23 protein-coding genes are annotated in these 22,594 nt (G+C 70.8%); 9 read left to right on the top strand and 14 right to left on the bottom strand.

All coding sequences use genetic code 11. The annotated features are described in order from the left end of the window. Positions 1 to 72: 72 nt before the first annotated feature. A complete protein-coding gene (locus CK240_RS08120) occupies positions 73 to 2,223 on the bottom strand; it encodes an OmpA family protein (protein WP_095639844.1) in 2,151 nt (716 codons plus the stop codon). A gap of 64 nt (positions 2,224 to 2,287) precedes the next feature. Then, positions 2,288 to 3,244, bottom strand: a complete 957-nt coding sequence (ubiA, locus tag CK240_RS08115) for a 4-hydroxybenzoate octaprenyltransferase (RefSeq protein WP_095639843.1) — start codon at positions 3,242 to 3,244, stop codon at positions 2,288 to 2,290. 13 nt (positions 3,245 to 3,257) lie between these two features. Between ubiA and CK240_RS08110 the strand changes: the two genes are divergently transcribed. Both CK240_RS08110 and CK240_RS08105 read left to right on the top strand, forming a co-directional pair. Further along, positions 3,258 to 3,977 (top strand): 16S rRNA (uracil(1498)-N(3))-methyltransferase, encoded by a 720-nt coding sequence (locus CK240_RS08110; protein ID WP_095639842.1) that lies wholly within the window; start codon positions 3,258 to 3,260, stop codon positions 3,975 to 3,977. Positions 3,978 to 4,290: 313 nt separating this feature from the next. Next, positions 4,291 to 4,482, top strand: coding sequence for a DUF1127 domain-containing protein (locus CK240_RS08105; protein WP_095639841.1), 192 nt, complete (start codon positions 4,291 to 4,293; stop codon positions 4,480 to 4,482). Positions 4,483 to 4,578: 96 nt separating this feature from the next. Here CK240_RS08105 and CK240_RS08100 read toward each other — a convergent pair whose 3' ends face one another. The 3 genes from CK240_RS08100 to smpB all read right to left on the bottom strand — a co-directional run bounded on the left by CK240_RS08100 (position 4,579) and on the right by smpB (position 7,158). Beyond that, on the bottom strand, positions 4,579 to 5,763 hold the full coding sequence (locus CK240_RS08100; protein ID WP_095639840.1) for an amino acid aminotransferase: 1,185 nt from the start codon (positions 5,761 to 5,763) through the stop codon (positions 4,579 to 4,581). Beyond that, entirely contained in the window at positions 5,764 to 6,618 is an 855-nt protein-coding gene (gene sseA / locus CK240_RS08095; RefSeq protein ID WP_095639993.1) for a 3-mercaptopyruvate sulfurtransferase, read from the bottom strand. A 66-nt stretch (positions 6,619 to 6,684) separates the two neighbouring features. Next, on the bottom strand, positions 6,685 to 7,158 hold the full coding sequence (gene smpB / locus CK240_RS08090) for an SsrA-binding protein SmpB (RefSeq protein WP_095639992.1): 474 nt from the start codon (positions 7,156 to 7,158) through the stop codon (positions 6,685 to 6,687). Positions 7,159 to 7,264: 106 nt separating this feature from the next. Here smpB and CK240_RS08085 point away from each other — a divergent pair, with 106 nt between their 5' ends. The 3 genes from CK240_RS08085 (at position 7,265) to CK240_RS08075 (ending at position 10,671) form a co-directional block, all read left to right on the top strand. After that, positions 7,265 to 7,702 (top strand): ion channel, encoded by a 438-nt coding sequence (locus CK240_RS08085; protein WP_095639991.1) that lies wholly within the window; start codon positions 7,265 to 7,267, stop codon positions 7,700 to 7,702. 69 nt (positions 7,703 to 7,771) lie between these two features. Continuing rightward, positions 7,772 to 9,529, top strand: a complete 1,758-nt coding sequence (locus CK240_RS08080; RefSeq protein WP_095639839.1) for a thiamine pyrophosphate-binding protein — start codon at positions 7,772 to 7,774, stop codon at positions 9,527 to 9,529. A gap of 44 nt (positions 9,530 to 9,573) precedes the next feature. After that, positions 9,574 to 10,671 (top strand): pyridoxal phosphate-dependent aminotransferase, encoded by a 1,098-nt coding sequence (locus CK240_RS08075; RefSeq protein WP_095639838.1) that lies wholly within the window; start codon positions 9,574 to 9,576, stop codon positions 10,669 to 10,671. A gap of 75 nt (positions 10,672 to 10,746) precedes the next feature. Here the strand turns inward: CK240_RS08075 and CK240_RS08070 are convergent, their stop codons facing one another. Further along, positions 10,747 to 11,076 carry a DMT family transporter gene (locus CK240_RS08070; protein ID WP_095639837.1) on the bottom strand — a complete coding sequence of 110 codons (330 nt, stop codon included), beginning with the start codon at positions 11,074 to 11,076 and terminating at the stop codon, positions 10,747 to 10,749. 10 nt (positions 11,077 to 11,086) lie between these two features. Next, the gene (gene dapA / locus CK240_RS08065) at positions 11,087 to 11,962 is read right to left on the bottom strand and encodes a 4-hydroxy-tetrahydrodipicolinate synthase (protein ID WP_095639836.1); all 876 of its coding nucleotides are present in this window, start codon (positions 11,960 to 11,962) and stop codon (positions 11,087 to 11,089) included. 116 nt (positions 11,963 to 12,078) lie between these two features. Between dapA and CK240_RS08060 the strand changes: the two genes are divergently transcribed. Beyond that, positions 12,079 to 14,541, top strand: coding sequence for a lytic transglycosylase domain-containing protein (locus CK240_RS08060; protein ID WP_205957786.1), 2,463 nt, complete (start codon positions 12,079 to 12,081; stop codon positions 14,539 to 14,541). Here the strand turns inward: CK240_RS08060 and CK240_RS08055 are convergent. The 4 genes from CK240_RS08055 to CK240_RS08040 form a co-directional block, all read right to left on the bottom strand. Beyond that, the gene (locus CK240_RS08055) at positions 14,489 to 15,442 is read right to left on the bottom strand and encodes a DMT family transporter (RefSeq protein WP_095639835.1); all 954 of its coding nucleotides are present in this window, start codon (positions 15,440 to 15,442) and stop codon (positions 14,489 to 14,491) included. The two genes, CK240_RS08060 and CK240_RS08055, sit on opposite strands and share 53 nt — an antisense overlap. Before the next feature lie 123 nt (positions 15,443 to 15,565). Next, entirely contained in the window at positions 15,566 to 16,357 is a 792-nt protein-coding gene (locus CK240_RS08050; protein WP_095639834.1) for an inositol monophosphatase family protein, read from the bottom strand. 95 nt (positions 16,358 to 16,452) lie between these two features. Next, positions 16,453 to 16,917, bottom strand: a complete 465-nt coding sequence (locus CK240_RS08045; RefSeq protein ID WP_095639833.1) for a DUF4126 domain-containing protein — start codon at positions 16,915 to 16,917, stop codon at positions 16,453 to 16,455. 62 nt (positions 16,918 to 16,979) lie between these two features. Beyond that, positions 16,980 to 17,867, bottom strand: a complete 888-nt coding sequence (locus tag CK240_RS08040; RefSeq protein ID WP_095639832.1) for a LysR family transcriptional regulator — start codon at positions 17,865 to 17,867, stop codon at positions 16,980 to 16,982. An 81-nt stretch (positions 17,868 to 17,948) separates the two neighbouring features. Here CK240_RS08040 and metF point away from each other — a divergent pair, with 81 nt between their 5' ends. Then, complete coding sequence (gene metF / locus CK240_RS08035; RefSeq protein WP_095639831.1) at positions 17,949 to 18,806, top strand: methylenetetrahydrofolate reductase [NAD(P)H]; 858 nt, start codon at positions 17,949 to 17,951, stop codon at positions 18,804 to 18,806. Between the two features lie 45 nt (positions 18,807 to 18,851). On the opposite strand, the gene CK240_RS08030 is transcribed toward metF, so the two are convergent. After that, positions 18,852 to 20,009 carry a type III PLP-dependent enzyme gene (locus CK240_RS08030; protein ID WP_095639830.1) on the bottom strand — a complete coding sequence of 386 codons (1,158 nt, stop codon included), beginning with the start codon at positions 20,007 to 20,009 and terminating at the stop codon, positions 18,852 to 18,854. Between the two features lie 145 nt (positions 20,010 to 20,154). On the opposite strand from CK240_RS08030, the gene CK240_RS08025 reads away from it, so the two are divergent. Next, positions 20,155 to 20,586, top strand: a complete 432-nt coding sequence (locus CK240_RS08025; protein WP_095639829.1) for an Lrp/AsnC family transcriptional regulator — start codon at positions 20,155 to 20,157, stop codon at positions 20,584 to 20,586. Positions 20,587 to 20,589: 3 nt separating this feature from the next. Here CK240_RS08025 and CK240_RS08020 read toward each other — a convergent pair whose 3' ends face one another. Further along, complete coding sequence (locus tag CK240_RS08020; RefSeq protein ID WP_095639828.1) at positions 20,590 to 21,063, bottom strand: VOC family protein; 474 nt, start codon at positions 21,061 to 21,063, stop codon at positions 20,590 to 20,592. Beyond that, positions 21,060 to 21,725, bottom strand: a complete 666-nt coding sequence (locus CK240_RS08015) for a winged helix-turn-helix transcriptional regulator (protein WP_095639827.1) — start codon at positions 21,723 to 21,725, stop codon at positions 21,060 to 21,062. Before CK240_RS08015 ends, CK240_RS08020 begins: the two co-directional genes overlap by 4 nt. Before the next feature lie 104 nt (positions 21,726 to 21,829). Between CK240_RS08015 and CK240_RS08010 the strand changes: the two genes are divergently transcribed. Then, the gene (locus tag CK240_RS08010; RefSeq protein ID WP_095639826.1) at positions 21,830 to 22,561 is read left to right on the top strand and encodes a DUF1428 domain-containing protein; all 732 of its coding nucleotides are present in this window, start codon (positions 21,830 to 21,832) and stop codon (positions 22,559 to 22,561) included. The last annotated feature ends 33 nt before the right edge of the window (positions 22,562 to 22,594 follow it).

Raw genomic sequence — 22,594 nt, 5'->3', positions numbered from 1 at the left:
CGTGAACCGGGGCTCCGGGCGCGTCGCAGGGGGCGCAGATCGCCCCCCCCCCCGCCACGCACGACTGCGCGCCTATTCCTCCGGCCGGGCGCGGGGGCGGCGGATGCCGTCGGGCTCGGGCTCGGGCGCAAGCACCGGTCCTTCGACCAGGGGCGGCGGGACGGGCGTGGTCAGGCGCGCCCCGTCGCGCGTGACCGTCTCGGGACGGATCGAGATGCCCTTGGACGCGGCAACCTCGTCGGGCGTGGGGCCGGAGCCGGTCCGGGCCGTGTCCCCGGTCGCGGGTACCGGGCCCGCCGCATCCGCTGCCGGCACTGCGGGGGTCGGGGGCGCCGGGGCAGGGCCTCCGGTCACGCCGCGGGTGAGGGTGGGCGCAGCGGGCCGTTCGTTCACCGGATGGGGAGAGATCAGGCGGAACTCGATCCGGCGGTTGGCCTCGCGGCCCGCTTCCGTGTCGTTGGGGGCGAGGGGGCGGCTTTCGCCATAGCCCACGGCGGCCAGGTTGGCCGTGTCGATCCCGCCCTTGGCCATGGCCGCCAGCACCGCCCGCGCGCGGGCGGCGGAAAGGTCCTGGTTGATGCTGTCGGCGCCCTGCGAGTCGGTGTGGCCGCCGATCTCGATGCGGAAGCCCGCGCAGCGCTGCATGGTGGCGGCCAGCGCCTCGATCACCGGCGCCGCATCGCCCGCGATCGCCTCCCCGTCCGGCTCGAAGCCGATCGGGGACTGCTGCATGGTGGTGTTCAGCGCGTCCACGCAATCCTCGCCCGAAGGAAGGTCCACCGCCGGGTCCAAACGCGGGTCGTAGATCAGCGCAAGTTCATAGGCCGCCCCGCTTCCAAGCCGGGCCCCCAGGCGATCGGCGATGGCCTGTGCGGCCGTGGGACTGCCGGTCGTGCCACTGAGCCGGATCAGATCGGGCGTGACCCTGGCTGCGCCGTCCTGAAGGCCGTCCATCGCCTCGACCGCCGCCATGATCCGCGCGGTCCATCCCGGGGGCGTGTCCCCGCGCACCGCCAGTTCGCTTTCCACGGGCCCGAAGCGGGCGCTTGCCAGGCTTTCCAGCGCCGCCCCCATGCTGTCGTCCGGGATTGCCCCCTGCAGCCGCACGCCCCCATCCTTCAGCGAGGCATCGAAGCGCAGGGGCGAGGGGTCCGCGGTCTCGGGCGCGGGGTCCAGCATCGCCGTCAAGGTGAAGGCGCGGGGCAGCGCCTGCGCCAGCCGGTCGCGCGCGGTGGCGAAATCGGGCTGCGGCACGTCATGGGGCGCCGTCAGCGTCACCCGCGTGCCGCTGATCTCCATCCGCCCTGCGGGCAGGGCGTCCAGCGCCGAGATTCCGGCCAGCGCCGCCTCTTCCCATTGGGGCGAGGGCGCGCCGAGGCCCAGGTCGCAACCGGTTTCCGCCGCGCCGGCCCGGGCCGCCGCCGAAAGGATGCGGTCGCGCTCGGCCTCGTTGTCGGCAGCGCAGCGGTTCAGGCGGGTGCCTTCGGGCGTCCGCACCAGTTCCAGCGCAAAGGGGGCGATGACCGGCCGCGGTGCGGTAATGTTCGTCACCAGCGTTACGCCCTCGGGCGCGACGGCAGCCAGCGCCTGTTCCAGCCGCGCCCTTTCGGCCTGTCCGTCGGTCACGGCGTCGATGCGGACCTGCCCCGGCGTGACCGAGACCTTGGCGCGCGGCATCTGAACGGCCGCCTGCACGGCAAAGGCCACAGCCTCCTGCCAGCCTTCCGGCGCGGGCAGCTCGGTCAGTTCGACAAGGTCGGTCAGCCGGCCCGGCCCGGCGGCGTGTTCCAGTTCGGAGATCAGCTCCTCGCGGTCGGTGTCGCGCGGCGCCAGCCCGATGACCGAGGTGCCCTGCTCGTTCCGCAGCACCTCGATCCGGAAGGACGGCGGGGCGGAGCCGGCCGGCGGAGGAATGGCGATGGCGTCCTCGATCCGGCCGAAGGCCGCAGCCCCGGTCGCTGTGGCGACGGCGCGGACATGCGCGACCGGGTCCGGCGCGGTCCCTTCCAGCCGGACGGTCAGCCCGTCCCCGGTCACCCGGGCCCAGCCGAAGCCGCCTGCCGCCAGCGCGGTCTCGACCCGGTCCGCCAGCCAGCGTTCCACCCGGGGGGCGGACCATTGCGCGGCCTCGTAGGCGCCCGCCGCGCCCCAGCCCAGCAGCACCAGCCCGAGGAAGCGCGACCGCCAGCGCGCGCGGGCAGACGAGGGCGTGGGTTCGACCATCAGCGGACCTTTCGTTCGGGGACGGTCCTTCGCCCCATGTGGGAACGCGGAAAGCCTGCGTCCATCAGGCGAGCCCAGCCAGCGCCAGCGCCCCCGCGACGATCAGCCCGGCGTCCCGGTTCGACCGGAACAGCCGCAGCAGCAGCGGGTTGCTGTCGGGGTCGAACTGCCGCAACTGCCACCACAGGTGCGCGGCGAAGCCTGCGACGCCCAGCATCGCGATCAGCGCGGGCAGTGGCGCGGGCCGCGTCGCCGCCACCGCCGCCGCCAGCAGCAGGACCGCGCCCGCGGCAAAGCCCAGCAGCCAGCGCGGGCTGTCCTTGCCGAACAGCCGTGCCGTGGACTTGACGCCGATCAGGGCGTCGTCCTCGGCGTCCTGGTGGGCATAGATCGTGTCGTAGAACAGCGTCCACAGGATGCCCGCCGCATAGGCCAGCATGGGCGCGGGATGCAGCGTGCCGCCATGGGCCGCAAAGGCCACCAGCACGCCCCAGTTGAAGGCCAGCCCCAGGAAGACCTGCGGCCACCAGGTGAAGCGCTTGGCGAAGGGATAGACCGCGACCAGCGCCAGCGAGGCGATCCCCAGCAGGACCGCCGCCCAGTTCATCGTGAACAGGATCAGCGCGCCCAAGGCCAGCTGCGCCCCCAGCCAGGCGAAGGCGCCCCGCAGCGTGACCTGCCCCGAGGGCAGGGGCCGCGAGCGCGTCCGCGCCACCTCGGCGTCGAAGTCGCGGTCGGTGATGTCGTTCCAGGTGCAGCCCGCGCCCCGCATGACGACCGCGCCGATGGCGCAGGCCACAACCACCCACAGGTCCACCCAGGCCGGGCGGTCGGCCATCATGGCAAGGCCCGTGCCCCACCAGCAGGGCAGCAGCAGAAGCCAGGTCCCGATCGGGCGGTCGGCGCGGCTGAGGCGCAGCCACGGCCTCGAGGCGGGCGGGGCGAGCCGGTCCACCCAGTTGTCACTCGGCGCGTCCGCAACCGTTGCAGTGACCTGTGGCGTTGACACATCAGACTGCATAGGGTCCGCCCTCATGGGAAAGATCAGGCTTTACATAGATCACCGCTTCGACCCGGGACAACCCGTGCCCCTGGACACGGACCAGTCACATTATCTTTCGACGGTGATGCGGCTGTCCCCGGGGGCCGAGATCGCGGTCTTCAACGGGCGGCAGGGCGAATGGACGGCGCGGCTGGTGCAGGCGGCCAAGCGCGGAGGGACCGTCGAACTGGTGGCGCCTTCGGCGCCGCAACTGGACCCGCCCGACCTGTGGCTGGTCTTCGCGCCGATCAAGAAGGCGCGGACCGACTTCATCGTGGAAAAGGCGGCGGAGCTTGGCGCCGCGCGCATCCAGCCCGTCCAGACGGACCACACCAATTCGGAACGCATCCGCCGCGACCGCCTGCAGGCCCATGCCGTCGAGGCGGCCGAGCAATGCGGGGGCACTTTCGTGCCCGCCGTGAATGACTTGGTGCCCTTGTCGCGCCTGCTGGACGGATGGGACCAGGGCCGCCGCATCCTGTGGGCAGACGAGGCGCTGGTCGGCCCGGCCGAGACGCTGGCGGGCCTGCCGGGCGGCCCCTGGGCGATCCTGGTGGGCCCCGAGGGCGGGTGGTCCGAAGCCGAGCGGCGCCGGCTGTCGGCCATGCCCTGCGTGCACCGGATCAGCCTTGGGCCGCGAATCCTTCGGGCGGACACTGCGGCGGTTGCGGCGCTTGCCTTGTGGCAGGCCAGCCTGGGCGACTGGCGGTGACGCAGTGTTCCATTCAGGTGAGGTGGGCGGGCGAGCCTGCGACAAGATTGCCACTACGGGATGGATTGTTCGCGGAAACTGGACTTAGGCCGAATATTCATTCTTTGCGGCCGTACCCGAGAGTTTTTTCTTCGCAGCCTCACGCAAAAGCGAGCTATGTGAAGAATTTATAACTTACAAGAGGTTATGCGCCGGCAACATAGCTGGCTTTCGGCTTCGTCCGTGGTCGAAACGGCGGCATCTGCCTATATCAGCGTCATCGACGAAGATCGCCCGCGATAGGCGCGGGCCGCAAGAACAACAGGTTTCTGACATGGCTGCCATCGACACCCTCCGCGCCCCTGCGGCGCATCACCCCAGCATTTTCGAGCGCGTTTCCGCTTCCCTCCGCTACTGGTCGGACGTCCGTGAAACCCGGCGCCAGCTGAGCGCCCTGTCCGACCGCGAACTGAGCGACATCGGCCTGGCGCGCGGCGACATCGAGCGGGTTGCGCGCGGCCTCTGAGCCAAGCCACCCTGCCAGCAAAAAGCCGGGGCCGCCTTGCGGACCCCGGCTTTTTCATGTCCGGAAGCGGGGGGCGGACCCCCCGCCAGCGATCCCTCAGACCCCTGCCTCGACGATGGCACGCGCCAGGATCGGCACGCTGTCGCGGTTCAGGCCGGCGATGTTCAGGCGCGAATCGCCCACCATGTAGATCGCGTTGTCTTCCTTGATCCGGCGCACCTGTTCAGGCGTCGCGCCCAGGCGCGAGAACATGCCCCGGTGCCGCTCGATGAAGTCGAAGCGGTCGCTGCCGGTCAGGCTGCGCAGTTCCGCCGCAAGCTGCTGGCGCAGGCCCAGCATCCCCAGCCGCACCTCCTCCAGCTCGGCCTTCCAGTCGGCGGCCAGCGCCGCGTCGTCGAGGATCGTCTGCACGATCCGCGCCCCGTGGTCGGGCGGGAAGGAATAGGTCTGCCGGCCGAGGAAGGCCAGCGCACCCTGCGCCAGGTCCTTCTGCGCCGCAGCCGCCACCTGCACCATCAGCAGGCCCGTGCGCTCGCGGTAGATGCCGAAGTTCTTGGAACAGGACGCCGCCACCAGCGCGTCCGGCAGCGAGCGGACGATCAGCCGGGTGCCCGCCGCGTCCTCTTCCAGCCCGTCGCCGAAGCCCTGGTAGGCCAGGTCCACCAGCGGCACCGCCCCAGTCCTGTCCAGGATCGCCACGATCTCGGCCCACTGGTCCAGCGTCAGGTTGGCGCCGGTGGGGTTGTGGCAGCAGCCGTGCAGCAGGACGAGGTCGCCCTTCTTGGCCCGCGCGATGTCGGCCTTCATGCCTTCGAAATCGACGCCGCGCGTTTCGGCGTCGAAATAGCGGTATTCGACATAAGGCACGCCCATGAACTTCAGCATGGACACGTGGTTCGGCCAGGTCGGGTCCGACACGTGGACGGTCAGGTCCGGGTTGCCCATGCGCGCCATCTCGAAGGCCTGCCGGATCGCGCCCGTGCCGCCGACGGTGGACAGCATCGCCGTGCGCGCGTCGTCCCGGGCATCGGCCAGCACCATCGAGGACAGCGCTTGCAGATAGGCGGGCTCGCCCGTCAGCGCGGTATAGGCCTTGGTCGTCTCGGTTTCCCAGATGCGGCGCTCGGCTTCCTTGACGGCCCGCATCACGGGGGTCAGCCCCGTCGGGTCCTTGTAGACCCCGACCCCCAGGTCGATCTTGCCCTGCCGCGTGTCGGCGCGGAACTCGCCCATCAGGGCGAGGATCTTGTCGGGGGCTTGGGGCTGCAGGTTGCCGAACATTCAGGCGTCTCCGGTTGCGATCTTGAGGTCGGGGTAGCTGCCCCATTCGGTCCAGCTGCCGTCGTAAAGGGACCAGTCCCGCTTGCCCAGGCGTTCCAGCGCCAGCGCGAGGCTGGCCGCCGTGATGCCCGAGCCGCAGGTGGTGATGACGGGGCGCGCCAGGTCCACGCCCGCGGATTCGAAGACGGCGCGCAGCTCCTCGGGGGACTTCATGGTGCCGTCAGGGTTGTAAAGCTGGCCCGAGGGGACGTTCCGGGCGCCGGGGATATGGCCCGCGCGCAGGCCGGGGCGCGGCTCGGGTTCGTCGCCGCGAAAGCGCGCGGCGCTGCGGGCATCGACGATCTGGTGGTCGCCCAGCTTTGCCGCCGCCGCGACTTGGGTCACGTCGCGGACCAGCGCCGCCTGCCGCTGCACGGTCATGTGGCGGTCGCGGGTGATGGGGGGCATGTCCTCGACCGGGCGGCCCTCGGCCTGCCATTTGGCGAAGCCGCCGTCCAGCATGGCGACGTCGGTCTTGCCCATCAGCCGGAAGGTCCACCAGACGCGGGCCGCCGAATGCGTGTCCGAGTTGTCATAGACCACGACCTGGTGCCCGTCGCCGATGCCCATCGCGCGCAGGCGGCTGATGAACAGCTCGGGCTGGGGGGCCATGTGGGGCAGGGGGCTGCGGCTGTCGGCAATGGCGTCGATGTCGAAGAAGCGCGCGCCGGGGATATGGGCGGCCTCGTATTCGGCGCGGGCGTCGCGCCCGGCGGCAGGCATGTGCCAGCTTGCGTCGATGATGCGCAGGTCGGGGTCGTCCAGATGCGCGGCGAGCCACTCGGTCGACACCAGCGTCTTCGGATCGTCGGTCATGGCCACCCCTCGCGCCTTTCTGCGGGCCCAGCCTTAGCGCCCCCGCGCGGGCGCTGCAACGGACCCTCAGCCCTGCTTGAGAAGGCGCTGCTTTTCGCGGCCCCAGTCGCGCTTGGCCTCGGTGGCGCGCTTGTCGTGGTTCTTCTTGCCCTTGGCGACGCCCAGCTTCAGCTTCACCACGCCGCGATGGTTGAAATACATCACCAGCGGCACCAGCGTCATGCCCTCGCGGCCCACGGCCTGCCACAGCCGCGACAGTTCCTTGCGGCTGACCAGCAGCTTGCGGTGGCGCCGTTCCTCGTGCCCGAAGACGCCCGCCTGCTTGTAGGCCGAGATGTAGCCGTTGATCAGCCACAGCTCGCCGTTTTCCACGCTGGCATAGCTTTCGGCGATGTTGGACTGGCCGGTCCGCAGCGCCTTCACCTCGGACCCGGTCAGGACGATGCCCACCTCGATGTCGCTTTCGATGAAGTAATCGAAGCGCGCCCGCCGGTTCTCGGCGATCACCTTGTAGTTCGGGTCTGATTTTGCTTGGGCCATGATCGGCGTGAGATAGGCGGTGGCCGCCTGCCGCGCAACCGTCTTGGCCGCTTTCCCCCCGGACAAAGCGCGGCTATGCCGGTGCCATGACCCGTCCGAGGTGATGATGGCGCTGCAGATCCTGCTTGGCTCGATCGTGATGGTGGCGACGCTCGCCGTGGGTGCCGCCGCGCTTTACCTGCTGGAGCTCGCCTCGGCCCGCGGCCGCAGCTGGCTTGTGGCCGAGCCGCACTGGCCCAAGATCTTCGTGGTCCTGATCGGCTCGGGCCTGTGGGCGATGCTGGTTCTGACGATCGGCGTGTGGCTGTGGGCGCTGTCCTTCTGGGCGCTGGGCGCCTTTCCCGACCTTGAAACGGCGGTCTATTTCTCGGTCGTGTGCTTCACCACCCTGGGCTTCGGGGACGTGCTGCTGCCGACGGAATGGCGGATCATGGGCGGGATGACCGCGGCCAACGGCCTTCTGAACTTCGGCATCCTGAGCGCGATCCTTGTCGAAGGGCTGCGTGACCTGCGCGTGGAACAGGGCCGCCGCCCGCGCGGCTGACGCCCTTGCGGCGGCTGGCGCCATCGTCAAGGATCGCGCCGCTTGAACGGTTGGAAAAGGACGGGCGAGATGCGGCACGGCGGGCGGATACTGGCGGAAGCGCTGAAGGCGCACGGGGTCGAGCGGGTGTTCTCGGTCCCCGGGGAAAGCTTCCTTGCGGCGCTGGACGGGCTTTACGACGCAGGCATTCCCAACACCGTCTGCCGCCAGGAAGGCGGCGCCGCGATGATGGCCGAGGCCTGGGGCAAGATGACCGGCCGCCCCGGCATCTGCTTTGTCACGCGCGGACCCGGCGCCACCAACGCCAGCGCGGGCGTGCATGTGGCGAAACAGGATTCCACCCCGATGGTCCTTTTCGTCGGCCAGATCGCGCGCACCGACCGCGACCGCGAGGCCTTCCAGGAGGTCGATTACCGCCAGATGTTCGGCGGCCTCGCGAAATGGGCGGCCGAGATCGACGCGACCGACCGCATCCCCGAATATGTTGCCCGCGCCTTCGACCTCGCCATGTCGGGCCGCCCTGGTCCCGTCGTGCTGGCGCTGCCCGAGGACATGCTGTCGGCCGAATCCGGCGTCCCCGACCTGACGCCCGCGCCGCGCCCCGTCCCCGGCATCTCGGACGCGCAACTGGCCGCGATCACCGAGGCGCTGGCCGGGGCCGAGCGGCCGCTGGTGATCCCCGGCGGGTCCGTCTGGACGCAGGAGGACGCCGACCGGCTTGCGCGCTTTGCCGAAACCTGGGGCCTGCCGGTCGCGGTGCCCTTCCGCCGCCAGCACCTGTTCGACAACCGCCTGCCGAATTCCGTGGGCGACCTTGGCGTCGGCATGAACCCCAAGCTGGGCGAGGCGCTGCGGGAGGCGGATTGCATCCTGTCGCTCGGCTCGCGGCTGGGGGACACGCTGACGAACGGCTATGAGCTGATGAGCCCGGCCGCGCAGGGCCGCCGGATCATCCATGTTTATCCCGACCCCGACGAGATCGGACACCTGTGGCGCGCCGATCCCGGCATCGCCGCCTGCCCGCGCGCCGCGCTGAAGGCACTCGCCGACGCCCCCGCGCCGCGCCAGTGGTCCGACTGGACCGCCCGCCTGCGCGCGAATTACGAGGCCTGGCGCCAGCCGAAGGAGACGCCCGGCGCGGTGAAGATGGAACGGGTGATGACCTGGCTTTCGGACAACCTGCCCGAGGACGCCATCATCGCCAACGGCGCGGGCAACTTCGCAACCTTCATCCACCGCTATCACCAGTTCAAGCGGGTGGGCACGCAGCTTGCGCCGACCTCGGGGTCGATGGGCTACGGGCTTCCGGCGGCGGTGGCGGCGAAGATCCGGCACCCGGAGCGCACGGTCGTCTGCGTGGCGGGCGACGGCGACATCCAGATGACGGTGAACGAGCTGTCCACGGCAGCTCAGGAAGGCGCGGCGGTGATCGTGATCGTGGCCAACAACGGCCGCTACGGCACCATCCGGATGCACCAGGAAAGGCACTATCCCGGCCGCGTTTCGGGCACCGACCTGTTCAACCCCGACTTCGCCGCGCTGGCCCGCGCCTATGGCGGCCACGGAGAGATGGTGGAACGCGACGAGGACTTCGCCGGGGCCTTCCAGCGCGCGCAGGCGGCAGGCACGCTGGCCGTGATCGAACTGCGGCTGGACCCCGAGGCGCTGACCGCGGGCGCCACGCTGACCGAGGTGCGCGCGGCAGGCGAGGCCGCGCTGCGCGCCCGGGCCCCGGCCGAGCAGAAGCCCGCGCCCGCCCCGGTTCCGGCCCCCGCGCCTGCGCCCGAGCCGCCGCGCGGCTTCCTTGGCCGCCTCTTCGGCCGCTGAACCACCACTTGCGAGGGCGGCGGATTTGCGCTTCTGATCCGCGCATGACACCGACCCTCGCGCCCCTTCCCGCCAGCCTGCCCGATGCCGTCCCCTTCGTGGGGCCGGAAACGCTGGAACGCCAGCGCGGCGCCCCCTTCCGCGCGCGTCTGGGCGCCAACGAGAACGGCTTCGGCCCCTCTCCGCTGGCCGTTGAGGCAATGCGGCAGGCCGCCGCCGAGGTCTGGAAATACGGCGACCCCACGAACCACGACCTGAAGGCAGCCCTTTCCGCCCATTGCGGCTGCGAGCCGGAAAACCTCGTCGTGGGCGAGGGGATCGACGGGCTGCTCGGCCTTGCCGTGCGGCTGATGGTGGCGCCGGGCGACCGCGTCGTGACCTCGGCGGGGGGCTATCCGACCTTCGACTTCCACGTCACCGGCTTCGGCGGCGAACTGGTCCGCGTCCCCTACCGAGACGACCGGCAGGACGCGGCCGCGCTGGTGGCCAGGGCCGCCGAGACCGGCGCGCGGATGGTCTATCTCTGCAACCCCGACAACCCCATGGGAGGCTGGCATCCGCCCGAGGTGATCGAGGCCGCCGTCGCCGCGCTGCCCGCCGACATCCTGCTGATCCTCGACGAGGCCTATGCCGAGTTCGCGCCCGCCCTGCCGCGGATCGACCCTGCGGACCCGCGCGTGCTGCGGATGCGCACCTTTTCCAAGGCCTACGGGATGGCGGGTGCCCGGATCGGCTATGCCATCGGCGCGCCGCAGGTGATCCGCGCCTTCGACCGCGTCCGCAACCATTTCGGCGTGAACAGCCTCGCGCAGGCGGGCGCGCTGGCGGCGCTGGGCGACACCGCGCACCTGTCCCGAACCGTCGCCCGGGTGGCCGAGGCGCGCGAGCGTATCGCGGCCATTGCCCGCGACAACGGCCTTGCGGCGCTGCCCTCGGCCACGAACTTCGTCGCCATCGACTGCGGCGGCGACGACAGTTTCGCCCGCGCGGTGCTGGCGGCCTTGGGCGCGCAGGGGATCTTCGCGCGGATGCCGTGGGTCGCGCCGCAGAACCGCTGCATCCGCGTCAGTTGCGGGTCCAGGGCCGAACTGGACGCCTTCGCCGAAGCCCTGCCCAAGGCGCTTGCCGCCGCCGGGAACTGAGCGGGGTTTCTTCCTGACCCAAATACCCATGCGACCGCGCCACGGATCGCTCCGCCGGATCGGACGGGCGGACCCTCAGTGCCCGGCCGCCTGCGAGAAGCCGTTGATGACCACCACGCCCGCCAGGATCAGCGCGACGCCCACCACGGCGGGCAGGTCCGGCACCTGCCGGAAGACGAAGATACCGATTCCCAGCGTCAGGATGATTCCCAGCCCGCTCCACAGCGCATAGGCGATGCCGAGCGGCAGGTGGTTCAGCGCCTGCGACAGGAAGTAGAAGGACACGAGGTAGGCCGCCGCCATGCCCGCCGTCGGCCACAGCCGCGTGAACTGCTGCGAGGCCATCAGGAGCGAGGTGCCGATCACCTCGAAGACGATGGCGATCGTCAGGACGGCATAGGCCATGCCCGCCGCCTCAGATCAGTCCCGCATGGGCCATGGCGGCGTCGATGCGGGCGCGGACAGGGGCGGTCAGGGGCGTCAGCGGCAGGCGGACGGTTTCCCCGCACATGCCCAGCCGCGACAGCGCGTATTTGGCGCCGACGAGGCCCGGCTCGATGAAGATCGCGATATGCAGCGGCATCAGCAGGTCCTGCAGGCGCAGCGCCTCGGCATAGTCGCCCGCAAGGCAGGCCGCCTGCATCCGCGCGCAAAGCGCGGGCGCGACGTTCGCCGTGACCGAGATGCAGCCCCGGCCCCCCTGGGCGTTGAAGCCATGCGCCGTCGCATCCTCGCCCGACAGCTGCAGGAAGTCCGGCCCGCAGGTGATGCGCTGGCAGGACACCCGCTCGAGCTTGCCGGTCGCGTCCTTGACGCCGAGGATGCGCGGCAGCTTCGCCAGCTCGCCCATCGTCTCGGGCGTCATGTCCACGACGGACCGACCGGGGATGTTGTAGATGATGATCGGCTTGTCGGTCGCGTCATGGACGGCGGCGAAATGCGCGATCAGCCCAGCCTGCGTGGGCTTGTTGTAATAGGGCGTCACCACCAGCAGCCCGTCCGCGCCGACCTGGCAGGCGTGCCGGGCAAGGTCGATCGCCTCGTGCGTGTTGTTGGATCCCGCGCCCGCGATCACCGGCACACGGCCGGCGGCATGGCGCACGACCGCCTCGACCACGGCCCGATGCTCGTCATGGCTCAGCGTCGGGCTTTCGCCGGTGGTGCCCACGGGCACCAGGCCGTTGCTGCCCTGTTCGATCTGCCACTCGACCAGCCGCTCGAGCGCGGGCCAGTCGATCTTGCCCTCCCCGGTCAGCGGGGTGACGAGCGCGGGCAGGGACCCTTGGAACATGGCACGATCCTGACGATTGTTTCGCGGGCGGCATACAACCGGCCGCGCGGGTTGCCAAGCGCGCCTGCCGCGCTTGTGAGTTGCCCCAGCGGCCTGCCGCCCCCAGATTGGCGCGCATGAACCGCCTGATCCCCCCATTGGCCGCGCTGGCGCTGGCCACGGCCTGCCTTGTTCCGCCCGCCTTGGCCGAGGACGCGGGCGCGATCCGCCGGGCGCTCGCGGCCGCGGCCGCAAAGGACTGGACGGCGGCCCAGACGGCGGCGCGCCAGTCGGGGCCCATCGCCGCCGACCTGATCCTGTGGCAGCGCCTGCGCGCGGGGCAGGGGACCTGGCCCGATTACCGCGACTTTGCCGCGCGCAACCCCGACTGGCCGGGGATGGAGCTTCTGTTCCGGCGCGGAGAGGCGCTTCTGCGCCCCGACCTGCCCGCCCCCGAGGTTCTGGCCTGGTTCGGCGATCGCTTGCCCGAAACCCTGAACGGTGCCCTCGCCTGGATCGCGGCCCAGTCCGAGGACAGGCGCGCCGAGGCCTCTGCCCGCTTCTGGACCCAAGGGGCCGCGCTCGATGCCGCGGCCGAGACGGCCTTTCTGGCCGCCCATGGCGCAGCGGTCGCGGCGCATCACCCCGCGCGCCTGCAGGCGCTGCTGGACGCGGGCGAATGGTCGGCGGCCGAACGGATGCTGCCGCGCGTGACCGGCCCCACGGCCGACTTGGCCCGCGCCCGCATCGCCGTGCAGGCCCGTCGTGCGGGCGTGGACCCGCTGATCCTCGCGCTGCCTGGCGACCTGCGGAACGACGCCGGGCTGGCGCTTGATCGCTTCCGCTGGCGGGTGGCCGCCAAGCAGGGGGACCTGGCGCGGCAGCTGATGCTGGAACGCTCGACCTCGGCCGAGGCGCTGGGCGATCCGGCGGCCTGGGCGGGGCCGCGCAAGGATTACGCCCGCGCCGCCCTGCGCGCGGGGGACTGGGCGCTGGCCGAACGCTTTGCCGCCAACCACTTCCTGCCGGCGGGCGACGGCAATGCCGTCGACCTGGACTGGATCGCGGGCTATGCCGCGTTGCGGTCGGGCGCGCCCGACCGGGCGGCCGCGCATTTCGCCCGGCTGCCCGTGACGGGCTTCAACCCCATCACGCTTGCCCGGAGCCATTACTGGCAGGGCCGCGCAGCCGAGGCGCTGGGCGACGGGGCAGGCGCGCGCGCCGCCTTTGAAAAGGCCGCCGCGCATCAGACCGCCTATTACGGCCAGTTGGCCGCCGAGCGGATCGGGGCCTCCATGCAGCCCGCGCTGGCCGTGACCGGACCGGCGACCCGGTCCCTGCCCGACTGGCGCGGCTCGTCCCTGTCGGGCAACCGGCTGTTCCAGGCCGGGCTGTGGCTGATCGCGGCGGGCGAGCCTGCGCAGGCGCAGCGCTTCTTCCTGCATCTCACCGACCGCGCGGGACCCGAGGACATCGCCCGCATGGGCCGCCTGATGCTGGAATTGCGCCGCCCTTGGGACGCGCTGCGGCTGTCCAAGGCGGCGGCGGTCAAGGGCGGCGTCTATCCCGCGCTGCATTACCCGCTGACGGGGCTGGAGGGGGGCAGCTTCGGGCTGCCGCCGGAACTGGTCCTGGCCATTGCCCGGCAGGAAAGCGAGTTCAACCACACCGTCAAGTCCCCTGTCGGCGCGCGCGGGCTGATGCAGGTGATGCCCGACACCGCCCGGCAGATGGCGGGCGTGATCGGCGAAACCTTTGAACTCGCGCGCCTGACGCGGGACGCGGGCTACAACGCGCGGCTGGGCGCGGCCTATCTGGAAGGGCTGCGCAACCGCTTCGGCAATTCGGTCGCGCTGGTGGCGGCGGGCTACAACGCCGGGCCGGGGCGGTCCTCGCGCTGGCTGCGGGATTTCGGCGACCTGCGGGACGAGGGCGTCGATCCGGTGGACTGGGTCGAGATGATCCCCTTCGACGAGACCCGCAACTACGTCATGCGCGTGGCCGAGGCGCTGCCCATCTATCGCGCCCGCATCGCCGGGCACACGGTGCCCTTCGTGCCAAGCTGGGACCTGCGCGGGGGCGTCTCGAAGCCGCAGCGGGCCGAGGGGCCGCTGATGCTGGCCCTGTCGGCCCGTCCGCCCGCGCCGCCCGCCTGGGTGGCCGAGGCGGCGAACCACGCGCTGCGCCTGGCGATGGCCGCCGATCCTGCAGCCTCGGGCCAGGTGGCCGCGCAGGGGATCGCGGCGGTGGCCGGGGCGCTGTCCGGGGCCGCGACCGAGGCGCCCCGGCCCGAGGCGCAGATCGCCGCCGTGGCGCAAAGCCTCGACCCGCCCAAGGTCGGCCTTGCGCCCGCGCCGCAGCCCCGTCCGGCATCTGCGGTGCCGCCGAGCGCCGGGGCGGGCGCCGTTCCTTCCGCGGGCGCGGGTTCCGCCGATCCCGCGCCGGAACCTGCGCCGGCGGCCGAGGTGTCGTCCGCCGCGCAGGCCGAGCGGGTTCCCGCGGCCTCGCCCGAGCCCGTGTCTGCGCTTGCATGGCCCGCGGGGGCGGTCAGCGGGGCGCTGTCCCTGCCCGCGTCCGCTGCATCGACCGCCACCAGGTGAACAGACCGGCGCCCACGACGATGGCCATGCCGACGGCCACGTTCGGGGCCAGCCTTTCGTCCAGCATCAGGACGCCGATCACGCTGACCCAGACGAGCTGCGTGTAGGAGAAGGGCTGCAGGCTGGACGCCTCGGCCAGGGAATAGGCGCGGATCAGCAGGTAATGCCCCAGCGTGCCGGTCACGCAAAGCGCGGCCATCCAGGGCCAGTCGGCGCGCGCAAGGGGCTCCATGTGCCACAGGCCCACGGCGGTGATGCCGACCACCCCGGCGATGCCGGTCCAGAAGAAGCTGACCTCGGCGCTGTCCCTGGCCGAGACCATGCGCGTCAGCAGCCCGTAGATCGCGAACATGAGCGCCGAGATCAGGGGCAGGATCGCCCAGGGCGAGAAGACGCCCACGCCCGGCTGCAGGATGATGAGGATGCCCGCGAAGCCCGCCGCGACCGCGGCCCAGCGCCGCCAGCCGATGCGCTCGCCCAGGACCGGGCCGGACAGGGCCACGACCAGCAGCGGATAGGCGGCAAAGACCGCATGCGTCCCGATCAGCCCCAGCTTCACGAAGGAAACGATCATGATGACGATCTCGAACACCAACAGCAGGCCGCGGGTGATCTGCAGCAGCGGGTGGTGGCTGCGGCTGGCCGCGCGCAATCCGCCCGGACCGCGCGCCGCCATGGCGATGACGAAGATCCCGAAGAACCAGTAGCGCACCATCGTCACGAAGATGGGCGAATAGGCCGCGCCGAGGTGGCGCGACACCGCGTCCTGCACCGCGAAGATCAGGCTGACGAGGCAGGTCAGCAGGATCGCCAGCCCCTGCCGGTCGCCGCTCCGCCCCGCGGGCGGGTTCGGGGAAAGGGTGGACGCCGAGGCGGCCGGGCCGGGCTTGGAGTGAATCATGGGGGGCACCGCGCAGGGATCACCCCTGCGCCTTTACCCGCGCGGAGCGAGTGTCAAGCACCCGCCTGCCGGATTGCGCCGAAAATCCCGCCCGGGATGCCGCAAGGCCGCTTGGCGCGTCCGTCAGTCGCGGCTGCGGACGATTTCGGCGAAGCCTTCGAAAAGCTGCGGGTTGGCGCAGACCACCGTGCCCGCGTCGGCGATGGGGCCTTCATCGTCACGCAGCGGCTCGACGAAGCCGCCCGCCTCGCGCACCAGCAGGATGCCCGCCGCCACGTCCCAGGGCTGGATGCCGCGTTCCCAATAGCCGTCCACGCGCCCCGCCGCGACGTAGGCGAGGTCCAGCGCCGCCGAGCCCCAGCGCCGCACGCCCGCGCAGATGGGCATCAGCCGCGCCAGGTCCTTCAGCGTGGCGGGCAGCGTGGTCTTGGCGCCGAAGGGCACGCCGGTGGCGAAGATCGCGCTGTTCATGTCGCGCCGCCCGGACACGCGCAGGCGCTTGTCGTTGACAAAGGCGCCGTCGCCCTTCTCGGCGGTGAACAGTTCGTCCTTGGCGGGGTCGAATACCACGGCGGCCACGATCTCGCCCTTGTGCTCCAGCGCGATGCTGACGGCCCAGTGGGGCAGGCCGTGCAGGAAATTGGTGGTGCCGTCCAAGGGATCGACGATCCAGCGCCGGGTCGGGTCCTCGCCCGCTTCCATCCCCGTTTCCTCGCCCAGCCAGCCATAGTTCGGGCGGGCGCCGCGCAGCTCTTCCTTGATGATGCGCTCGGCCTCGCGGTCGGCGCGGCTGACGAAGTCGCCGGGGCCCTTGGACGAGACCTGGAGGTTCTCGACCTCGCGGAAATCCTTGACGAGGCTGCGGCCCGCCTTGCGCGCGGCCTTGATCATCACGTTGAGGTTGGCGCTGGCCATGAGGGATTCCTTGACGGGCTTGGGGGAGGGGCAGGCCCCTTTAGGCCGCCCGCCGCCGAAAGTGAAGGCGCCTGACGCCGGGGAAGCGCGGGCCCTCAGCCATCCGGGTCGGGCCGCATGGCCGCCAGGATGGCGACGGCGCTGCCCACGACCAGGGCATCCTCGACCAGCCCGGTGGGCGTCTGGCCGTGATCCTCCATCGCGGCCATGCGCGCGCGCCAGCCGGGATAGGAGGCAGCGACCGCCGTCAGTCCCCCGAGCGCGGCGCCCTTCCAGAACTGCCCGCGCGGCGCGAGCGCACCCGCCGCGAAGCCCGCCACGATCAGCCGCGCGGCAAGGCCCGCCGGCACGATCCGGTCGGGGGCGCTTTTCATCTTGTCGCCCGCCAGTTCCGCCAGGGCGAGGGCAACGGCGCCGCTGGCGACGGCCGGATCCCGCAGGAAGTCCGGCGCGGCGCAGTCGCGCGGCAGTTCGCCCCGGGCGGCCGCGACGGCGACGGCGGCCAGCGGGGTCATGGATCTCTGGCCCCCGACGAGGCCCATGAGGAACGAGGCGAGCATGAGCTTTTTCCCTGATTGTCCGGGGCAGGAACGCCCGCGCGCCGCGATCGGGTTCCCGTGCCTCAGCGACCTTCGCGCGCAAGGCGCAGGATGTCCTGCATGAACCCCGTCCTCCGGTCCTCTTCGCGCAGCGCCGCGTAAAGCCTGCGCGTCACGCCCGAGGGACCCAGCGGCAGGGTCACGAGATCGGGGTTGCCGGCCTCTCGCTGCAGCACCCAGTCGGGCAGGACCGACACTCCGCGCCCCGAGGCGACCAGCAGCAGAATGACGTCGGTCAGCTCGATCTCTCGCACCGCCGCCGGGCGGACGCCCGCGGGATCGAGGAAATGCGAGAAGACATCCAGCCGCGCCCGGTCCATCGGATAGGTGATGAGCGTTTCGGTGGAAAGGTCGGCGGGTTCCACGAAGTCGCACCCCGCCAGCGGGTGGGCGGCGGGCACGACCAGCAGGGGATGGTAATCGAACAGCGGCTCGAAGGCGACGCCTGGCAGGTCCTCGGGGTCCGAGGAGACGACGAGATCCGCCTCGCCCCGCATCAGCGCGGGCAGGGCGGTGAAGGCCAGCCCCGCGCGCACGTCGATGTCCACCTGCGGCCAGAGATGGCGGAAGGCGTCCAGCGCGGGCAGCAGCCAGTTGAAGCAGGCGTGGCATTCCATCGCGACATGCAGCCGCCCGATCCTGCCCTGGGTGACGCCGCGCATCTCGGATTCCGCCGCCTCGACCAGCGGCAGGACCTGCCGCGCCAGTGCCAGCAGCCGCAACCCCGCAGGTGACAGGCGCATGGGCTTGGTCTGGCGCAGGAACAGGACGGTGCCCGCCTGATCCTCCAGCGCGCGGACCTGATGGGACAGGGCTGACTGGGTGATGTTCAGCACCTCGGCTGCGCGGGCAAGGCCGCCCTGGTCGTGGATCGCGCGGATCGTGCGAAGGTGGCGCAGTTCAAGATGCATGGAATTCATGTCGAAGTTGTGGAAGATGAATTTGTCTCACAGCCCCGGTCATGGCACAAGAAGGGTGAAAGGATACCCGCGATGACCACTCCCTCTGTCAGCTTCGAGTTCTTCCCGCCCCGGAACCTCGACCAGTCGTTCAAGCTGTGGGAAACGGCGAACGCCCTGACGCCGCTGGGGCCGGACTTCGTGTCCGTGACCTATGGCGCGGGCGGCACGACGCGGCAGCTGACGCATGAGGCGGTGACCGCGCTGGCGTCGAACTACGGGCTGAACGTCGCGGCGCACCTGACCTGCGTCGATGCCTCGCGCGCGGAAACGATGCGGATCGTCGAGGACTACGCCAAGGCAGGCGTGCGCGAGATCGTGGCGCTGCGGGGCGACCCGCCGCAAGGCGCGGCGCGCTTCGCGCCCCATCCCGAAGGCTTCGCGGACTCGGTCGAGCTGATCGAGGCGATCGCCGAGCACGGCGGCTTTACCATCCGCTGCGGCGCCTACCCCGAGCCGCACCCGGAAAGCCCCGGCACCGCCGCCGACGTGGCCTGGCTGAAGCGCAAGGTGGAGGCGGGCGCGTCCAGCGGGATCACGCAGTTCTTCTTCGACGCGGACGTTTATTTCCGCTTCCGCGACGCCTGTGCGGCGGCGGGGGTTTCGGCGCCGATCATTCCCGGCATCCTGCCGATCCAGAGCTGGGCGGGCGCCCGGAAGTTCGCCGCCCGCTGCGGCGCGAGCGTGCCGGCCTGGGCGGACGAGGCCTTCGCCAAGGCAGGCCCCGAGGGCGAGCGGGCGCTGGCCGTCGACATGGCGGTGGACCTGTGCCGGCGCCTGATCGAGGGCGGCGTGGACCGGCTGCATTTCTACACGGTCAACCGTCCGCAGATGACGCTGGCGGTCTGCGAGGGCCTCGGGATCGCGCCACGGCAGGCCAAGGTGGCGTAAGGTCGGGGCGCCACCCCCGAAAGGGAGGTGACGCCCGGTGGCGGATCAGTCGAAGCCCATCACCGTCAGCTGGCGCAGTTCGCCGAAGCCGTTGAAGCGGGTGTTGGTCACGACCGAATAGGCGCCCGCGCCATGGAAGACGACGTAATCGCCTTCCTGGATGTTGTCGGGCAGCGAGATTTCGCCCGGCAGGCGGTCCACCGAATCGCAGGTCGGGCCGAAGACCACGCGGCCGTGGCTGTTTTCGCCGCGCAGCTTGCCTTCGGGCGTCAGCACTTCCAGCCGGTCGAGGTTGCCGATCACCGGCAGCTCGTTCATGCCGCCATAAACGCCGTCGTTCAGGAAGACGCTGGTCCCGTCGCGGACCGCCTTGACGCGGGTGATGATGGCGAAGGCGTCGGCGCAAAGGCCGCGCCCGGGTTCGCAGACCAGTTCCGGGGCGTTCGCCCCGAAGGCTTCCGCCGTGGTGCGGCCGATCAGATCGAAGATCGCGGGCAGGTCGGGCTCGACCCCGTGGACGCGCCAGGACGGAAAGCCGCCGCCGACGTTCAGGCGCCTGGGATGGACCCCCGCCATGTCGGCGATCTCGCGCGCGGTGCGGATATACTGTTCCCACGCGTGGGGATCGGTGCATTGCGTGCCCGGGTGGAAGGTCAGCGAGGCGATGTAGCCCCGGTCATTGACCGCGCGCAGCAGGTCCGCCGCCAGTTCCGGCGTCGCGCCGAACTTGGACCCGAAGTCATAGGCCGCGCCCAGCACGGGCAGCTTGAAGCGGGGCGAGATCTCGCAGTTTTCGGGCGGCACCTGCTCGAAGAGCTTGTCCAGTTCCGTCCGGCTGTCCACCGACCAGGCCTTGATGCCCGCGCCGACCGCATGGGCGATCTCGGCGCGGCTTCGGACCGGGTTGTGGTAATGCCGCGCGGCGGTGGGCGCGAGGCGGCCGATCAGGTCGATCTCGAAGGGCGAGGCCACGTCGAATCCGCGGATGCCCGCTTGCACGAGGTTCTGGATCACCGCCTCGTCGGGGTTCGACTTGACGGCATAGGTCACAAGGCCGGGAAAGCCCGCCAGAAAGGCGCGGGCACGGTCCTGCAGCACGGTCGGCGCGAAGACCATCACCGGGTTCTCGGGGTGCAGGCTGCGGACGATCTCGGCCGGGTTTTCCCAGACGGTCTTGGCCTGGTGGCCTTCGGTCAGTCCCATGCGCAATCCTTTCCATGGCCCGGGGTTCGGCCGCTCAACGCGGACGGCGCCCTATGGGGTGCATTCGGCGCGATGAAAAGGATGGATCGTCGTGCGGGGCCGGTTAATCTGACCGGCAGCGCCGTCAGATCGACAAGAGGGGACAATGGACGACACCGACCGGGCGATCATCGCGCATCTGGGGCAGGATGCACGGATGTCGGTCGCCGTCCTGGCGCGGCGGCTGAAGCTTGCCCGGTCCACTGTGCAGGCACGGCTGGAACGGCTGGAAACCACGGGCGCGATCGCAGGATACACCCTGCGGCTGGGCGAGGCCGCGCGGGTCACGCGCATCCGCGCGACCTGCCTTCTGACCATCGAACCGCGCGCCCAGGCCGCCATCCTCGGCCGGCTGAAGGCCATTCCCGCCGTCGAGAAGGTGCATTCCACCAGCGGGCGCGTCGATCTTCTGCTGCAGCTCGGCTGCGCTTCGACGTCCGAGCTGGACGAAGTGCTGGACCGCATCGGCAATCTGACGGGGGTCCGGTCCTCGGAAAGCCTGGTGCACCTGTCCACCAAGTTCGACCGGGCTGTGTGACGCTCAGCCCGCGAAGGCGCGTTCCAGTGCGGCAAGGTCCAGCTTGACCATCCCCCGCATCGCCTCGGCGGTCCGGGCGGCGGCGGCGCGGTCGTCGCCGCGGATCATCTCCATCAGGCGCCGGGGCGCGATCTGCCACGAGACGCCCCAGCGGTCGCGCAGCCAGCCGCATTCCTCGGGCGTGCCGCCGTCCAGAAGCGCGTCCCAGATGCGGTCGATGTCTTCCTGCGTGTCACACTCGATCATCAGCGAGATGGCGTGGTTGAACGGGTCCAGCGGCCCGCCCGTGAAGCCGGTCACAGGCTGGCCCGCCAGCGTGAACTCGACAATGGTGACGCTGCCGGCAGGGCCTGACGGCGTTTCGACGGGCAGCGTCGAGACGTGGTCGATGCGGCTGTCGGGAATGACCGAAACGTAGAAGCGGGCGGCTTCCTCGGCTTCGGCGCTGTACCACAGATGCGGGATGAGGCGGGTCATGCGTCTTCTCCTGCGGGAACGGGGTGGCGAAGGCGGAACAGGTCCACGAAGGCCTGCCCGCGCCCGAGATCGCCTGTGAAGCGGATGCGCCCGCTTGCGACGACATCCGCCAGCGGCGCGGGGCCGTAGATCGCCGAGGCCATGTCGTTCGGGTGGCCGGCGAAGCTCATCTCTCCGGTCCCCGCGTCGCTGCGGCGGATCTGCAGGCCCGAGGCGTCGGCGGTCAGGGCGAAGGCCTCGCCCGCCATTTCGAAGCCGGCGGTGAAGCGTCCGGCGGGCCGGATCATCGCCTCCATCGACAGCATCAGCGCCGTCGGGCTGATCGGCAGCCCGGGGTCGTGGCCGGGCATGGCCGCGCCCCAGCGGCAGAGTTCTCGCAGGACCGGGGCCAGGGCAAGGCCACTTGCCGCCAGTTCGTAGGCCGGGGCGCTTGCCGGGGCGGGCAGGCTGCGGCGGCGGACGATTCCCACGCGCTCCAGATCCTCGAGCCGGCGGGTGAGGATGTTGGTGGCCACCCCCGGCAGTCCTGCACGAAGCGCGCCGAAGCGTTTCGGACCCAGCATCAGCTCGCGCACCACAAGCAGCGCCCAGCGGTCGCCGATCAGGTCGAGCGCATGGGCGGCGATGCATCCCTCGCCGTAGGTCTTGCGGTTTTCTGCCAATGCGGGTGCCTCCTGCTGGCACGATAAAACATTTCAGTTGCTTTTTGCAACCGTTGTGCCAGCCTGAGTCCCGTCGGACGACATCCCACCGGAAAGGACGCGAGATGCCTTACTATACCGGATCGGTCACTCCCGTGCCGAAGGACAAGCGAGACAAGTACCTGCAAAGCCTGCGCCGCAGCTGGCCCCTGATGCAGTCGCGCGGCGCGGCGCGCATGGTCGAGACCTGGGGCGAGGACATCCAGCCCGGAACGCAGACCGACTTCCTGCGGGCGGTGCAGGCCAGGGACGACGAGGCCGTGGTCTTCGCCTGGGTGGAGTGGCCCGACAAGGCGACCTCGGACGCCGCCTGGGCCGACATCATGGAAAACCGCGAGGAATTCGCGAATGCGATGGGCGAGTTGCCCTATGACGGCAAGCGCATGATCTTCGGGGGCTTCCAGTCCCTTGTCGCCGATGGCAGCGACAAGGGCGGCGGTTACTACCAGGGTTTCCTGACCCCCGTGCCCGAAGGCAACCGCGACGCGTTCGAGAAGCTCGCCCATTCGGCCTGGGAGGAGATGTTCCGGCCCAGCGGCTGCCTGGGCAACCACGAAAGCTGGGGCGACGACGTGCCCCATGGCAAGCTGACCGACATGTACCGGGCGGTGGATGCGAAGGATGGCGAGGTCATCGTCATGTCCTGGGCCGGCTGGCCCGACCGCGCCACCTGCGAGGAGGCGGGCCGGAAGATGAGGGCCGCGATGGAGGGCAAGCCGATGCCCGACATGCCCTTTGACGGCAAGCGCATGATCTGGGCCGGGTTCGAGACCATCTTCGACAGCGACCGGGCCTGAGGGACGCGATGCAGAAGCCCGGCGCGGCATTGT

The organism is Paracoccus salipaludis (genome assembly GCF_002287065.1).
GTDB lineage: Bacteria > Pseudomonadota > Alphaproteobacteria > Rhodobacterales > Rhodobacteraceae > Paracoccus > Paracoccus salipaludis.
The sequence above is the reverse complement of the archived record's forward strand: the minus strand, read 5'-3'. Positions and strand labels throughout refer to the sequence as shown.

Coding starts and splice junctions, on each gene's coding strand:
- dapA (WP_095639836.1), bottom strand. CDS start 11,962: ATGTTCCAAGGGTCCCTGCCCGCGCTCGTCACCCCGCTGACCGGGGAG.
- CK240_RS08070 (WP_095639837.1), bottom strand. CDS start 11,076: ATGGCCTATGCCGTCCTGACGATCGCCATCGTCTTCGAGGTGATCGGC.
- CK240_RS08045 (WP_095639833.1), bottom strand. CDS start 16,917: ATGCTCGCCTCGTTCCTCATGGGCCTCGTCGGGGGCCAGAGATCCATG.
- CK240_RS08080 (WP_095639839.1), top strand. CDS start 7,772: ATGCGGCACGGCGGGCGGATACTGGCGGAAGCGCTGAAGGCGCACGGG.
- CK240_RS08055 (WP_095639835.1), bottom strand. CDS start 15,442: ATGATTCACTCCAAGCCCGGCCCGGCCGCCTCGGCGTCCACCCTTTCC.
- CK240_RS08050 (WP_095639834.1), bottom strand. CDS start 16,357: ATGGCCAGCGCCAACCTCAACGTGATGATCAAGGCCGCGCGCAAGGCG.
- CK240_RS08025 (WP_095639829.1), top strand. CDS start 20,155: ATGGACGACACCGACCGGGCGATCATCGCGCATCTGGGGCAGGATGCA.
- CK240_RS08105 (WP_095639841.1), top strand. CDS start 4,291: ATGGCTGCCATCGACACCCTCCGCGCCCCTGCGGCGCATCACCCCAGC.
- CK240_RS08120 (WP_095639844.1), bottom strand. CDS start 2,223: ATGGTCGAACCCACGCCCTCGTCTGCCCGCGCGCGCTGGCGGTCGCGC.
- CK240_RS08085 (WP_095639991.1), top strand. CDS start 7,265: ATGGCGCTGCAGATCCTGCTTGGCTCGATCGTGATGGTGGCGACGCTC.
- CK240_RS08010 (WP_095639826.1), top strand. CDS start 21,830: ATGCCTTACTATACCGGATCGGTCACTCCCGTGCCGAAGGACAAGCGA.
- sseA (WP_095639993.1), bottom strand. CDS start 6,618: ATGACCGACGATCCGAAGACGCTGGTGTCGACCGAGTGGCTCGCCGCG.
- smpB (WP_095639992.1), bottom strand. CDS start 7,158: ATGGCCCAAGCAAAATCAGACCCGAACTACAAGGTGATCGCCGAGAAC.
- CK240_RS08060 (WP_205957786.1), top strand. CDS start 12,079: ATGAACCGCCTGATCCCCCCATTGGCCGCGCTGGCGCTGGCCACGGCC.
- CK240_RS08100 (WP_095639840.1), bottom strand. CDS start 5,763: ATGTTCGGCAACCTGCAGCCCCAAGCCCCCGACAAGATCCTCGCCCTG.
- metF (WP_095639831.1), top strand. CDS start 17,949: ATGACCACTCCCTCTGTCAGCTTCGAGTTCTTCCCGCCCCGGAACCTC.
- CK240_RS08040 (WP_095639832.1), bottom strand. CDS start 17,867: ATGCATCTTGAACTGCGCCACCTTCGCACGATCCGCGCGATCCACGAC.
- CK240_RS08030 (WP_095639830.1), bottom strand. CDS start 20,009: ATGGGACTGACCGAAGGCCACCAGGCCAAGACCGTCTGGGAAAACCCG.
- CK240_RS08020 (WP_095639828.1), bottom strand. CDS start 21,063: ATGACCCGCCTCATCCCGCATCTGTGGTACAGCGCCGAAGCCGAGGAA.
- ubiA (WP_095639843.1), bottom strand. CDS start 3,244: ATGCAGTCTGATGTGTCAACGCCACAGGTCACTGCAACGGTTGCGGAC.
- CK240_RS08110 (WP_095639842.1), top strand. CDS start 3,258: ATGGGAAAGATCAGGCTTTACATAGATCACCGCTTCGACCCGGGACAA.
- CK240_RS08075 (WP_095639838.1), top strand. CDS start 9,574: ATGACACCGACCCTCGCGCCCCTTCCCGCCAGCCTGCCCGATGCCGTC.